This window comes from Dysgonomonas sp. PF1-14 (assembly GCF_029892965.1).
GTDB lineage: Bacteria > Bacteroidota > Bacteroidia > Bacteroidales > Dysgonomonadaceae > Dysgonomonas.
The window spans coordinates 76,027-91,020 of sequence record NZ_JARXWN010000009.1 but is presented as its reverse complement, the minus strand read 5'-3'; the positions used below and the strand labels follow the sequence as shown (position 1 = coordinate 91,020).

The window sequence follows — 14,994 nt, the reverse complement described above, 5'->3', positions numbered from 1 at the left end:
GTAACACTTTATTTACAGAGAAAATGTGAAATTTTATTATTAAGCATATTAGTTGCCACGACTTTTAAGTCGTGGATAATTAAGCGAGTAGAAAACGACTTTAGTCGAAGCTGCTTTGGCTGAAGCCTTTTCTCCGATTATTATCCTATCCTCCAGCTAAAGCAGGAGGCAATTAAGATTAGATAATAAGCTATATGTGATTGTTAAATATAAATAGTATTATAAAAACTAAAATGAAAAAATTACTTTATTACACTGCATTTGCATTATTTCTTGGATTTGCTTCATGTTCAGACGATGATGATATTGTTACAACACCTGATACGGCTAAGCCTGAGACCGCTATCGTCAATCTTTCCGGTATAACGTCTGTTGCACAGGGAGATACTATTTACCTCAAGGCAAATGTGACAAGTGATTCGAAAAGCAAATTCGTATGGTCTGTAAATGACGACCTTAAATCTACATCGGAATCTTTGGCTACCGATTCCCTTTTCAAATTTGTGAAAAAAGAGCCGGGCAACTATATCGTGACGCTGACCTGTATAAATCCGAACGGAGAATCGTCTACAAAAGTCAATCTTACTGTTTACGGAAAGTATCGCAACGGAACATTTATACTCAATGAAGGTAGTGCTTTTCAGGAGAACAGTTTTCTTACATTTATCTCTCCTAACGGCGAAATTACTGACAGTGTGTACTGGAAGGCTAATGGAACAGAACTTGGTAACGGTGCAGAGGATCTTTTTATTGGGAATGGGAAAATGTATATTATTTCGCAAAATGGAAAAAGCAATATTGGTAAGTATGACAGCGATGGTATGTTGATTATTGCCAATGCCGAAACATTGAAAAAAGAAGTGGCATACAACGATAAAATATCTGTTCTCAGCTGGCCGACACATATCGCAGTATTAGGCACTGATAATATCTTTATCAGGGATGGCAACGGTGTTTATTTATTCAATACCACTACCGGCACGATAAAATTTGTAGACGGAACTAAGGGCGCTCTGAAAAACAGGATGGCAGTAGTCGAGAATAAAGTATTTGTTCCTGCGAGTAGATCGATCCTTGTACTGGAAGCCGGAAAAACTGTAGTTTCTCACAAGATAGAACTCGATGCCGCCGTTTCGGGTGTAATTAAAACAGCTGACGGTAATCTCTATGTATCTACAACCGGAACACCGAATAAGATTTTGAAAATAAACGCAAAAGACTATTCCGTAATCAAGACCAATGAAGTAACGGAAGGGAAAGTAGGTGCAGGCTTTGGGGCTACTCCGGGCATCAGTGCCAAAGGTGATACTATCTATTATAGCAATGCTTCTACAAAGATATATCGTCATATTTTCAGTACAGGAACATCTGAATATCTGACCGATGCCAAAGAACATATGAATGATGCAGGTATGGCCTACAACAATCTGGCTGTTCATCCTGTCAGTGGCGAGGTATATCAGACTACGATAAAAGGATATGGAACAAATTTCCTGCTTAACAACATCAGCGTTTTCAACTTTAGCAAGCCTGAACCTGTGTTGGTGAATAATTATAAGCATCACACTCATTTTCCGGCAGGAATATTCTTTATATACGACTTTGATTAGATTTGTTTGTATTATAGGTTAACACACTCAGAAGGGGGCGAATCCGCGATGGATCAGCCCCTTTGTTATTTTTTTTCATAAATATTTATGTCAGATACGTATTTGATATTGTATTGAATAAACGTTCCTTTTTTCTACGCATAACCTCCATCTTCATTTAATCTTTATAAGACCAGTTTATTACTAACGCGCACTCCCGTGCTTGTTTTTACTTTTGCATCGCCCAAAAGTAAACAAAACTCTAGTGCTTCGCTCCTCAGCGACCTGTCAACGGCTTGTCGGCTGAAAGGGACGAACGGGCTATCGCCCCATCCCCTCCTACGCCGCCTTCACCGGACAGGTGCCCGCTTGCGTAGCTAATGCACAAAGTCGGGACGCGCTGACAAAGCAGGGCTATCGTCTCCCCCAATCGAGCGTCAGCCCGCGCCGTTAGCTTTATGGACGGGGTACCCGTAGGGAGAGAAAGGCGTAAAACAAAAACGTGTTTGAGCTTAGCCGTTGGTTCGTATTATGCAAAAACCATGAGCGAGTTTTTTTGTTTAGCCTTTGAGCCCTTTAACGGGTCGTCCTATGAAGCGTGGCGCAAAAGCGTTTTGCATACTTTGCCGCTTTGGGCAAAGTATGGCAAGCAATCTGTGATTGCGCGCAGCAAATAATTGAACATCTAATATGTTCTATAACATTTTTAAATTTTTAATATTTTTATAATTGTTTTATTATCAATGATATATATATGTTTATGCTTTTTCTGTGTGCGCACACATATTGTTTAAATAATTATTAGTGATACATTTGTAATAATATATGGTGTGTGCGCACACAGTACTATTATTTTAGATTAAACCGAATGAAAGATAACAAAAATATACGCATAATAGATATAGCCAAACTGGCTGAAGTATCACCCGGCACAGTCGACAGAGTACTGCATGGCAGAGGTAAGGTGTCGCCCGAAAAGAAAGCTAAGGTAGAGAAAGTACTGAAAGAGATCAACTACGAGCCCAATATGGTGGCTCGCTTTCTGGCATCTAAACGTAGTTACCGTTTTGCCGCCATTACTCCCTCATACTCGGAAGGTAGCTATTGGGAGCTGGTATGCGATGGTATAGAAAGAGCTACTGTCGAGTTGCGGAAGTTCAATATCAGTACCGAATTTTTTCAATTCGACCAATACGACCGCAGTTCATTCAACAAGGCATTGAAAGCGTTTAAACAAAAAAAATTCGATGGTGTTCTCATTGCCACTCTGTTTGGCGAGCATGTTATCAAACTATCGCAGGAACTGGACGAAAGGGAAATACCATATATCTATATAGATTCCGGAATTTCGGGGCAGAATGACCTGTCTTATTTTGGAGGCGATTCGTTTGCAAGTGGTACTATTGCGGCTAAATTGCTTTTGGGGCAGGTTGGGTTCGATGCCGATGTTTTCTTTGCACACATACGCTTCAAGTACAAAGAAATATCGGTACAGATGAAGACCCGCGAGCAGGGCTTTATGGACTATCTGCAAAAAAATAATTATAAAGGACGCATACATCACATAGAAGTTGATCCCGACAATCATACCCAGAGCCTCAAAGAACTGGAAAATATAATTAAAAACAGCTCCGGTCTGGTCGGTGGTATTGTTTTGAATTCACGTATATATGAGCTGATTGGATTGCTGGCGGAAATGGATAAATCACTGTGCGAAAAAATCAGGCTGATAGGGCACGATGCCATAGAACAGAACATGGAAGCCTTACGCAATAGCCAGGTATCATTCATCCTTTCGCAGCGTCCCGAACTGCAAGGCTACGATGCGGTGAAAGCAATGGGAAATTATTTCCTGTTCAAGCAGATACCCGAAAAGGTCAATTATATGCCTATCGACATACTGATAAAAGAAAATGTAGATTTCTATAACAATTATAAACTCTAAAAACTATCTGATTATGAACGACAATTTATTCTGTGTAAAAGGCAAAGTAGTGCTGATTACCGGAGGATGCGGTATTCTGGGTTCCGATATGGCTCAGTATCTCGCAAAACAAGGATGCAAAGTAGTAATACTCGACAGGGTAGAAGATAAAGGAAATGAACTCGTGGCCAAAATAAAAGCAGACGGCGGAGAGGCCATGTTTTTAGTAACCGATGTACTTAAAAAAGAAATACTGGAGCAAAACCGTGAAGATATTGTAAAAGCTTACGGTAGAATTGATATTCTGGTAAATGCTGCCGGAGGAAATATGCCGGGTGCAACTATCCCGCCGGATAAGACAATCTTCGATCTGGAAATAGATGCTTTCAAAAAAGTAGTTGACCTAAACCTTTTCGGTACAGTAATACCTACCATCGTATTTGCCAAAGCAATGGTTGACAGTGGAGCAGGTAATATTATCAATATCGCATCCGAGTCGGCATTGCGTCCGTTGACTCGTGTAGCAGGTTATGGTGCGGCAAAAGCAGCAGTAGCTAACTTTACAAAATACATGGCAGGTGAGCTTGCCCTCAAATTTGGAGAAAATTTTCGTGTGAATGCATTGGCTCCCGGTTTCTTTATCACAGATCAGAACAGAGCGCTGCTCCTGAATCCTGACGGATCATATACTGACCGTTCCAAAACCATTCTGGCACACACGCCATACGGCCGTTTCGGTGAAGCTGACGAACTACTTGGCTCTCTTCACTATCTGATCAGTGACGCTTCTAAATTTGTATCGGGGACTATCCTCGTTATCGACGGAGGTTTCGATGCATTCTCCATCTAACTTTTTCATTCATAATTTATAATTCATAACTTATAATTCAAATCATGATATTAAGTGAACAAACATGGCGCTGGTACGGACCAAACGATCCCGTATCTCTTGCCGATATAAGACAAGCCGGAGCAACAGGTATAGTAACTGCTCTGCATCACATCAAAAACGGTGAAGTATGGACAGTAGAAGAAATACAAAAACGTGTAGATGAAGTTAAAAAAGCAGGACTTACATGGTCTGTAGTAGAAAGTATTCCTGTACACGAACATATAAAAACGCAGGAAGGCAACTACAAACAGTATATTGAAAATTATAAAGAAAGCATCCGCAATCTGGCTAAATGCGGAGTGATGATCGTTACATACAACTTCATGCCTGTACTGGACTGGACGCGCACCGATCTTGCATACACAATGCCGGACGGATCAAAAGCACTGCGTTTCGAACGTGCAGCATTTATGGCATTCGAACTTTTTATACTGAAACGTCCCGGAGCCGAAAAAGATTATTCAGCAGAAGAAATAGCAAAAGCAAAAGCCCGTTACGAAAGCATGTCGCAGGCTGATAAAGACTTGCTTGTACGCAATATGATAGCAGGACTGCCCGGTGCAGAAGAAAGCTTTACATTACAGGAGTTTCAGGCGCAGCTCGACAGATATAAGGATGTAGATGCCGAAACACTGCGCAAAAATCTGATAGAATTTGTACGCGAAATAGCTCCTGTAGCCGATGAGGTGGGAGTGAAGCTTGCTATTCACCCCGATGATCCGCCTTATGCTATACTCGGTTTGCCTCGTATATTGAGTACCGAGAGTGATTTTAACAAGTTGGTGGAAGCCGTACCTAATATGTCTAACGGATTGTGTTTCTGTACAGGTTCGTTTGGTGTAAGAGCTGACAACGATCTGCCGAATATGATAAAACGTCTGGGCGATCGTGTAAACTTCGTTCACCTGCGTGCGACGCAGCGCGATGCAGAAGGCAACTTTTATGAAGCCAATCACCTCGAAGGAGATGTAGATATGTACGGCGTAATGAAAGGACTGCTGGAAGTGCAACAAAAACGTAATATCTCGATTCCTTTCCGTCCCGATCATGGACATCAGATGATAGACGACCTGCATAAGAAAACTAATCCGGGATATTCATGTATCGGCCGCCTCAGAGGATTGGCAGAATTGCGTGGACTCGAAATGGGAATAGCCTATACATTATATAATAAGTAAAGATTGTTCTAAAGCATAAATTTTTTCAAGAGACTATCCCGAAAGTAAAAGGGGTAGTCTCTTTTGCTATTTAAATCAAAGGTGTTTTACTAGTGTTTAGATGCGAAGCCGCTGGTTCTCAGGAGGACGGGAGCATACTAAAGTATGTGACCTACGACTGATGAAGCAAGCAATGAAGCAGATGAATGCTTTTAGAACATCTTCTTTTGTGTTGTAGAGCATAGTGTTGTGCCTTTGCTTTTAGTTAAAGTGTTTAATATGGGGTGTTTATGTTTATATTTTCATCTCTTGTTGTTGTTTTGTAGGGTTATATATTTATATTTGTAGGGCATTTGTAGGGGTGTATTTCTTTTAAAAAACAGCATCTCTGACAATATTTGCATTTAGATTTTTAAGTCTAAACAAAACTTTTAAAATTTAAATCAAATACCTATGAAAAAAATGACACTTCTCAAATTACACTCGCTAGTTTGTTGTCTTTTTCTGTTATTGGCCTTTGCCAGTTGCGAAAAGGACGATGAAACCGAATCGGTGAGATTTGAAATCGATTGCGAAAACTCTTCTATTGAGGGAAGCTTTGTGCAGAACGCACAGATGTCTTCTCACAATACTTTCAATTTGCATTATCAGGGTGGCGGAGCTTCTGCCAAAGTGAGAGCAAAGGAAATAAATGGTGTATATATATCTGAACAGTCGGTAGAACTGGTTGCCGATGGTTCTGTAAAAATCCCGATCGAAGGAAAGCCTATCGAATTGGGTGACTTTACATTAAAGATAGATGTGCAGATAAACGGAAAATCTTACTATTGCAGCCAGATTTTTACGGTGGCTGAAGATACAGACCCGAATGCGCCTATCACTTTCACAATGGATGAAAAATACAATAGTATAAATGGACTGACCGAAGCTGTAGATATTCCGTTCACAGTAGATCCGTTTATGTCCAGTATTGTAGTTGAAAATCCGGTTGAAGGACTGAATGTAAAAATAACAATAGATAAGAAAACCGGAAATGGCGTACTTACGCTGACGCCGGGTGACAGCTTTATCGGTGGAGTTCTCGACCTTATTGTAACTTTTGGTGTCCGTACTGAAGTACCTGTATCTATTACTGTTTCACCGTTTGTAAATGGAGACGGAACTGCCGAAGCTCCTTATGAAATAAACAGTGTAGAATTGCTGAAAAAAGTACAATACCTGTCAAATAAGAACTTTAAACTAACTGAGAATATCAATCTTGACGGTGCTTCATGGCAACCTCTGGGTACAGAAGCTGCTCCGTTTGCAGGTTCGTTTGACGGTAATGGAAAAACAATTTCGGGTATTAATATTACAGGGACTACAAATGTAGCATTGTTTGGTTACACGACTGCTGCTGCTAAGATCAGCAATCTTACTATCTCAGGTTCGGTTACAGGTACTGAATATGTAGCAGGTCTTGTTGCTGTAAATGCAGGAACAATAACCAACTGTAATGCTGCTGATATGAACGTTACAGGCGAAAATTATCTGTCGGCTATCGCAGCGAAGAATACAGGAACGATCACGTCTTCCACTCCTGCCGATATATTGGTATTTACCAATTTCCCATCTCTTATATCTGAAATAACAACTACTGTTACCAAACCGCTGAATTATACTCCGGCTACAGCTGTGGCTACAATCGTACAGCAACCGGAAAACGTAACAGCCTCTATATCGGGAGCTTCGTTAGTTCTTACACCTCAGACAGGATTTATAAGTGCTGATATGAGCGTGAAAGTAACGTTGGGTAAAGTTGCGTCAGTAGAGAAAGCAATCAAACTGTTTGCTGAAGAACAATTCGATGGTGGAGACGGTACAGCTGCAAATCCATTCCTGATATCTAAAGCTACACAGTTTAGCAAAATACGTGATTACGCAGATAAGAACTTCAAGATGACAGCCGATGTCGATCTGGCAACGTTACCGGAAGAAAATAAATGGGCACCAATAGGTACATTCTCCGGTACGATTGATGGAGGTGGCTATCAGGTGAAAAATCTAACTTATGCTTCTATCGCTACTAAGGGAGGTATTATAACCAATAATACAGGTAATATCAAGAATATAGCATTTACAGGTATCGATATCAAAGCTACAGCAGCGTTTGGCGTTATTGTAGGAGACCATAATACAGGAACTATCGAAAACGTGGTAGTAAAAGGTGCTGTGACCTCAACACACACAGGAGATATACTTGGAGGTGTTGTTGGTGAAATTACCGGAGGACAGATAACGAACGTATATGCAAATCTGGAAATAGTTACATCGTGTAATATGTCTGGAGGCATTGTTGGAAGGGCAATAACAGCTCCAAGTACAATTTCGAATTGCACATCAGAAGGTACATTAACTATAACAGCATCCAGAAGACAAATTGCAGGTATATTAGGTCGTGGACAAACTGGTGTAGTAATTAAAAACTGTTTGTCTTCTATGAGTATAAATAATACAGCCAGTGGCACTAACGGTGTTGGAGGTATCTTCGGAGCAAACAACAATAACGATATGCGCATCGACGAATGTATGTTTACCGGAAAAATAACCAATGTATTTATGTGTGGTGGTATAGCTGGTGTAGCAGCCAATATCCGTAACTGTGTGGTAGAAGGACAAGGTGCAACCATAGCTTCGGCTATGATTACTGTAGGAGGTTCTATAAACACATCAAGTACGGGAGGTATCGCCGGAACAGGTAAGAAAACAATGGAAAACTGTATCGTTCGCGATGCTGCATTTACAGGAGTCACAACTACTTCATTACCTATATCGGGCATCGTGTCGACCTTCCAGAATGATGGATTCATTAAAAATTCCGTAGTCAGCAATGTATTACTCAATGGTACTACAGTACATGGTGTAGCCGGAACGGCTGCCAATGGCGGAGGAACTAATGCTAATAACTATTCTTCGGGTGTATTGTACTACGAAGGTGGTGTAGCCAGCGGATATACTCCTGATAATGATGCAGCCGGTCTTGACGGAGCGCCTAAGACATCAGCTGAACTCACACAGGCATTCTATCAGTCTTTAGGATTCGACTTTACGACTATCTGGAAATGGGATGCAGGTAAACCTGTACTAAGAAATGTAGGATACAATGGAACTATTTCACCGACAACTCTAAGTTTAGTCAGAAAAAGATAATTTAACCGGTCGGGACTTCTGTTTATAGAGGTAATATTAAGGAGAAGTCCCGGCTTTTCTAATACAAAAAATTTATCATGAGAAATATAATCAGAAATTATGCTGAGAATGCTTTTTCCTTATGGAATCACATCGCATTCATATTGGTTCTGGCCATCGCGCTTTCTTCATGTGAAAATTCAGACCTGCGGACAGCAAAAGATAATACAGATGGAGTTGCAACACTGAAAGTTGCCGTTAACAGCTCTTCTAAAAAAGGTGTTGGAATGAGTACCAGTACGACAAATGGCGTATGGTATCAGAATGTAAGCAACCTTAATTCAAACTGGTATTACACTTGGGGTACATTTATTCCCGATGCGCAACAGGCAAATGCGCCTGACAGCGAATTTGTACCTATGCTGTGGAGTGGCAGTGCTGTTACAGATGCTAACATTGCTAAGCTGAATACACTATATGAGCAAGGTAAAATAAAATATGTGCTTGGATTCAATGAACCCGACCTGAAAGAGGAGGCAAATATGACAGTAGAAGTAGCTCTTGAAAAATGGGCATATCTGTGTCAGAACCTCAATCCCGGTATAAAACTGGTAAGTCCGGTGACATCTTACCCATCGCTGAAAGAAACCAGTTGGATGGTACAGTTCATGGATGCAGCAATAGCTCGCGGTCTGCGTGTCGACTATGTAGGCGTACACATCTATCAGCCGAATACAGCTTCATTGTTTACCAATCCTATCAGCAATATATACGCCCGTTGGGGTAAGAAAGTATGGCTTACCGAATTTGGGGTGAGAGATGAAAATACAGGAGGTGATCCAACTAAAAACCGTTACACACGTGAGCAGATATTGGCATTCATGGAAGTCCTTATCCCTCAGCTCGAAAGTATGGAAGCTGTAGAGCGTTATGCATGGTTTAGCGCCTCGCCAACAATGGCAGGACTATGGCCTTGCGGACTGATCAATGCAGATGGAAGTCTTACTATAAACGGACAATATTACAGTAATTTCGGAATGGTAGAAAATTCTGAATTTGCAGGTGGAGACGGTTCAGTAAACAATCCTTATCTGATAGCTAATGCAAGCCAGTTTAATCGTATTCGCGAGGAAGTTAGCAAAAGCTATAAACTGATCGCAGATGTAAATCTAAGCACATTGGTTCCTGCATGGACACCGATTCCGTCATTCTCAGGAAATATAGATGGTAACAATCGTCAGATAAAAGGGCTTAAATATGGATCTATCGCGACCAAAGGCGGATTGATCACAACCAATACGGGAAATATTAAAAATATTTCATTCCCTGATGTAGACATCACAGCCACATCGGCATTCGGTGTTATCGTGGGCGACCATAGTGTGGGTATTATCGACAACATCGTTGTAAAAGGTACATTGAAATCTACCAATACCGGAGACCTGCTGGGTGGTATTGCAGCCGAAATTACGGGTGGACAAATATCGAATGTATATGCTAATCTGACTATAGAAACTACTTGCGGAATGGTTGGCGGAATAGCAGGACGTGCCAAAACAGGAGCATCTGTAATTGCAAATTGTACGACAGAAGGAAGCATCTCAGTAAGAGCTCTTAAAACCCGCATTGCAGGCATAGTAGGACGCGGAGAATCGGCAGTGGCTATCAGAAACTGTCTGTCTACCATGAGCATTAGCGCTACAGTAGGCGGAGTGAATGGAGTAGGAGGTATCTTCGGCGCAAACAATAACGATAATATGAGTATTGACGAATGTATGTTCACCGGACGACTCAATAATGTATTTATGTGTGGTGGTATTGCAGGAGTTGGAGCAAATATCCGTAATTGTCTGGTAGAAGGACAAGGCGCAGATATGTCGTCACCAATGATCACTGTTGGAGGAACCATCAATACATCTAGCGGAGGCGGTATTTGCGGAACAGGAAAAGGCGTTATAGAGAATTGTGTTGTTCGCAACGCGGCATTATCAGGTGTTACTACTACAGCTTTACCTATTGCTGGTATATCGTCCACTTTCCAGAATAATGGTTATGTATCGAAGAGTATCGTGAGCAATGTTCTACTTAACGGAACTACGGTTCATGCGGTAGCAGGTACGGCAGCCAATGGCACAGGAGCGAATGCAGACAACTATGTGTCTGAAATGCAATATTTCGAAGGAGGAGCACTAAGCTCGTATGTGCCTGTAGACAATAAGAGCGGATTGGACGGAGCTGTAAAGAAAGCCGCCGACCTGTACGAAAGATTTTACCGCGCCCGCGATTTCGATATGGCTAACGTGTGGCGTTGGGATACAGATAAACCGGTTCTCGTAAATGTAGGCTACAAGGGTAGCATAGCATATTAAAAAAATAAAGAGAAGCTTCTTTCTTCGGAAAGGGGGAAGAAGCTTTCTAAACCTGAAATAATAAGAAATAACAGAAATAATATGAAAAATAATCGAACACACACATTACCGTATCAGATCGGTCTCAAACTGATGGTATTATGTATGGTATTCTTTATGGTAGCTTGCGACAGTTCGGAAATTACCCCTCCGGTAAAAGCTCCGGCAGAAGATGAGACTCCCGAAGTTCCGGCAGAAGACACCTCTGTAAAAAAAGGAATGGGTATGAGCACCAATACGACAGTAGGCGTATGGTGGAAAAATGTCATCAACATGAAAGCCCATTGGTTTTATACATGGGGGACATTTATCCCCGAAGACCAGATGGCAGATATGCCCCAGAATTGCGAATTCGTACCGATGTTCTGGAACGGAGCGACGGCAACTCAGGCAAACATAGACAAACTGAATGCACTCTACGAAGAAGGAAAGATACATTATGTACTCGGATTTAATGAACCCGACCTGACAGGAGAAGCAAATATGTCGGTTAGCGAGGCGCTGACGAAATGGAAATTTATATGCGATAACCTCAATCCGGGTATAAAGCTGATCAGTCCTGCTACATCTTATCCGTCATTGTCCGAAACCAGTTGGATGGTGCAGTTTATGGACGGAGTGGCAGAGCAGAACCTACGTGTAGATTATATCGCAGTACATATCTATCAGCCGAATACAGCTACATTATTTACCGATCCGTTAAAAGCCGTTTATGAGCGTTGGGGCAAAAAGATATGGATTACCGAATTTGGTGTAAGAGATGATAATACAGGGGGCGATCCTGCCAAGAACCGCTATACACCCGCACAAATGCTGTCTTTCACACAGACACTTCTTCCACAGATCGAAGCAATGGAAGGTGTAGACCGTTATGCGTGGTTCAATGCATCGCCTACCATGTCGGGATTGTGGCCTTGTGCACTGATAGATGCCAATGGTCTGCCTACCGTTGTAGGAGAATATTACAGCACTTTACATCCGAATACTAAAATAGCAGTAGCAGAATCAGAATAAAGAATAAACAAAATGGTTGGTAAAAAAAGCTTCATATTGTTTTTATTACTAGCTATTCCTTTCATCAACGGAATGGCGCAATTACCCATAGATAAGGGTAATACATATCTGGAGACATTTCAGGACAAATGCGGAAGTCTTGAGAAGTCGCAGATATGGAGCATTGCGCCCGGAAATGGAAGGTATGTTTTTTTTGCATCGAACAATGGTTTGGGCGTTTACGACGGAGTACGCTGGGAAGTTTGCAATCCCGGTACAGGCAGCATTATGAGAAGCCTGTATTTCGATTCCAAGACAAATACGCTATACAGCGGTTCGGTTAACCAGTTCGGGAAATGGACACAGGATAAATTTGGAAAATTCCAATACACCCCTTTATGGATAAATACGGCTAAGAATCTGTCAGTCGAATTCTGGCGTGTCGATTCTCCTGTCAACAATGGCGGTAATGTCTATGCACAGTCGCATCAGATGATCATTCGCTATAATATCAACACACAGGAAGTAGACACGATCAAAGGGCTTGACAATTTCAGCTATATGCACATTGTTTCGGGTGATGTATGGGTACAGTCCAAAGATCTTCTTTACAGGATGGATGCAGATAAGAAGTTTCAGAAAATAACATCTGTAGACGACCGTATCATATATGCTGTAAGAAGGGCATCTGATAAAAAGATACTGCTTTTTCTCGAACACAAAGGCGTATTTGTACTTTCCGACGATTATACTAAACTGACGCCACTCAATGTGCAGGCAAATGCCATATTGGGTAAGGCTAAAATATTTACAGCCAGAGAAACCCCTAAAGGACAGTATCTTGTAGGTACTACCAGTGGTGGTTTGTATATTCTTGACGAGAGCGGAAATATTATAAAGAATGCAGGAGAAGGCAACGGACTGCCTACATCTACAGTGTTGAGCGTAGGAATAGATAACTACGAAAACATATGGATGGGGCTCGATGCAGGAGTAGCCACGTTGGATATGGAAGGAAAAGAAAGCTATTATACACCGAAGCCATCTATCGGTATTGTCAGAAGCGTAGTGCCTCTGCAAAACGATATTTATATCGGTTCCAATCAGGGAGTATTCAAACTTACATCCAAAGGCGATTTTTATAAGATAGATGGCACTTCGGGATCGGTATGGGCTATGTATAATATCGGTGGCGAACTGATTTATAATCACGACTTAGGACTATTCAGACTCAGCGGAGACACGCCTGTACGGATTAAGGAAGGTGGAACAACGGCACTGACTCAGTCATTCATTGACCCGACTTGTTTTGTCGGGAGCGACTATTATGGCCTTAGCTTGTACCGGATGGTCGACGGTAAGCTCAATTACGTCAGTAAAATAAAAAACTATGAAGGAGCTTCGCGTCATATTCTGTTCGACAAGTACGGCTATCTGTGGTTGATGATTCCACGCGATGGATTTGTACGCCTTACTTTATCCAAAGACATGACTTCGGTAGAAGATATAAGGCAATATCATGTAGCCTCGTCTGAGAACAAGGAATTTATGCTGATGACAATGCTTGACGACCACATTGTGTACTACGACGGTTCTTCCCCTCTTATGTACAATGTGCAGGATCAGGAGCTGGCAGTGGATAAAGGCTTGTCAGAATTGTTCCGTATTTCGGGTTCCGATTTGTTATCGCTAACTCAGTTCGATAATGTATTCTGGTATCAGACCCCGAGCGATATAGGTTATGTAGTACGAAAAGGAGACAAACTGGAGAAAAGTGCCGGTATATTCTCTCACATCTACAACAAACGTATTTCGCCTGCTGTCAACAAGTTGGATATGAATACATACGCTGTAGGCTATCAGAGTGGAATAGCATTCTCACAATTAAGCAAAAATCAATCCAATCGTTTGGAAATAAGAATGATGGAAGCTTATGGTGTAGGCAGCCCTGTGTATTACGGCTTTGATGAGAAACAGTTTGAACTTCCTAACAATAAGAAGATTATCAACATATATCCTGTAAATCTGAATGCCGACCGTGTGATAGAATATCGCATAGTTGAAATAGATTCGGTCTGGGTAAAAGAGACTGTCGATAATTACTTGACACTCACACACCTCGAATCGGGCTCATATACTATTCAGTTGCGTAATGCGAACGATCTGGATGGTCAGCCGGCACAGGTTTCCGTAAAGATAGATGTGCCTTGGTATATAAGTACCCCGATGATTTTTGTATATGCTTTTATCTTAGGATTTATTATACTGCTTATCTCTCTCTTTTACAAACGCAAAACCGATAAAGAGAAAAGACGTATCGAGCGGATCAAACAGGCGCAGGTAGACAAGTTGGAAAAAGAAAACCTGATTCAGTCGCAACTGATACTCGAACTGGAAAAAGATAAGCTGGAAATAGAATTGCAGGAAAAAGACAAGCGGCTTGCCTTTATCACCATGAACGGTGTAAAACGCAACAACTTGATGAATGAACTGAAACAGGAAATACAGGAAGCAGAAAAATATGAACAAAGTAAAGAAGCTAAGCAAACCATAAAAAAAGTAATAAAGAAAATAGAGGGAGAGCTCGACAATAACGAAGACTGGGAAATATTTGAAAAATACTTCAATGTGGTTTTCGGCGGACTGCTCGAACGGCTGGCTGTAAAATATCCCCAACTATCGCAGGGCGATCTTAAATTGTTAGCCTATCTCAAATTAAATCTAAGCAACAAAGAAATAGCCAATTTGCTCAATATCTCGTTCCGCAGCGTAGAAATGGCAAAATACAGACTACGAAAAAAATTAAACTTGGAAGCAAACGACAATTTTAGCTCAATTTTAAACGAAAGAAATTAATAATCAA

Annotated in this window: 8 protein-coding genes; all 8 read left to right on the top strand. The window is 41.3% G+C overall.

Annotated features, from left to right (window positions below; genetic code table 11):
* Positions 1-233: 233 nt before the first annotated feature.
* The 8 genes from M2448_RS12050 (at position 234) to M2448_RS12015 (ending at position 14,987) form a co-directional block, all read left to right on the top strand.
* Entirely contained in the window at positions 234-1,610 is a 1,377-nt protein-coding gene (locus M2448_RS12050; protein WP_280646244.1) for a DUF5074 domain-containing protein, read from the top strand.
* 847 nt (positions 1,611-2,457) lie between these two features.
* Positions 2,458-3,534 (top strand): LacI family DNA-binding transcriptional regulator, encoded by a 1,077-nt coding sequence (locus M2448_RS12045; protein WP_280646245.1) that lies wholly within the window; start codon positions 2,458-2,460, stop codon positions 3,532-3,534.
* 13 nt (positions 3,535-3,547) lie between these two features.
* Entirely contained in the window at positions 3,548-4,363 is an 816-nt protein-coding gene (locus tag M2448_RS12040) for an SDR family oxidoreductase (RefSeq protein ID WP_280646246.1), read from the top strand.
* Positions 4,364-4,407: 44 nt separating this feature from the next.
* Positions 4,408-5,583: a mannonate dehydratase gene (gene uxuA, locus M2448_RS12035; RefSeq protein ID WP_280646247.1), complete on the top strand. Its 1,176-nt coding sequence runs from the start codon at positions 4,408-4,410 to the stop codon at positions 5,581-5,583.
* Positions 5,584-6,015: 432 nt separating this feature from the next.
* Positions 6,016-8,751 carry a GLUG motif-containing protein gene (locus M2448_RS12030; RefSeq protein WP_280646248.1) on the top strand — a complete coding sequence of 912 codons (2,736 nt, stop codon included), beginning with the start codon at positions 6,016-6,018 and terminating at the stop codon, positions 8,749-8,751.
* 77 nt (positions 8,752-8,828) lie between these two features.
* Complete coding sequence (locus tag M2448_RS12025; RefSeq protein ID WP_280646249.1) at positions 8,829-11,099, top strand: glycosyl hydrolase; 2,271 nt, start codon at positions 8,829-8,831, stop codon at positions 11,097-11,099.
* 81 nt (positions 11,100-11,180) lie between these two features.
* Positions 11,181-12,152 carry a glycosyl hydrolase gene (locus tag M2448_RS12020; protein ID WP_280646250.1) on the top strand — a complete coding sequence of 324 codons (972 nt, stop codon included), beginning with the start codon at positions 11,181-11,183 and terminating at the stop codon, positions 12,150-12,152.
* Positions 12,153-12,164: 12 nt separating this feature from the next.
* Positions 12,165-14,987 (top strand): hypothetical protein, encoded by a 2,823-nt coding sequence (locus M2448_RS12015; RefSeq protein ID WP_280646251.1) that lies wholly within the window; start codon positions 12,165-12,167, stop codon positions 14,985-14,987.
* The last annotated feature ends 7 nt before the right edge of the window (positions 14,988-14,994 follow it).

Excerpts from the sequence above, each read along its gene's own strand:
- M2448_RS12050 (WP_280646244.1), top strand. The coding sequence starts at position 234 with ATGAAAAAATTACTTTATTACACTGCATTTGCATTATTTCTTGGATTT.
- M2448_RS12045 (WP_280646245.1), top strand. The coding sequence starts at position 2,458 with ATGAAAGATAACAAAAATATACGCATAATAGATATAGCCAAACTGGCT.
- M2448_RS12040 (WP_280646246.1), top strand. The coding sequence starts at position 3,548 with ATGAACGACAATTTATTCTGTGTAAAAGGCAAAGTAGTGCTGATTACC.
- uxuA (WP_280646247.1), top strand. The coding sequence starts at position 4,408 with ATGATATTAAGTGAACAAACATGGCGCTGGTACGGACCAAACGATCCC.
- M2448_RS12030 (WP_280646248.1), top strand. The coding sequence starts at position 6,016 with ATGAAAAAAATGACACTTCTCAAATTACACTCGCTAGTTTGTTGTCTT.
- M2448_RS12025 (WP_280646249.1), top strand. The coding sequence starts at position 8,829 with ATGAGAAATATAATCAGAAATTATGCTGAGAATGCTTTTTCCTTATGG.
- M2448_RS12020 (WP_280646250.1), top strand. The coding sequence starts at position 11,181 with ATGAAAAATAATCGAACACACACATTACCGTATCAGATCGGTCTCAAA.
- M2448_RS12015 (WP_280646251.1), top strand. The coding sequence starts at position 12,165 with ATGGTTGGTAAAAAAAGCTTCATATTGTTTTTATTACTAGCTATTCCT.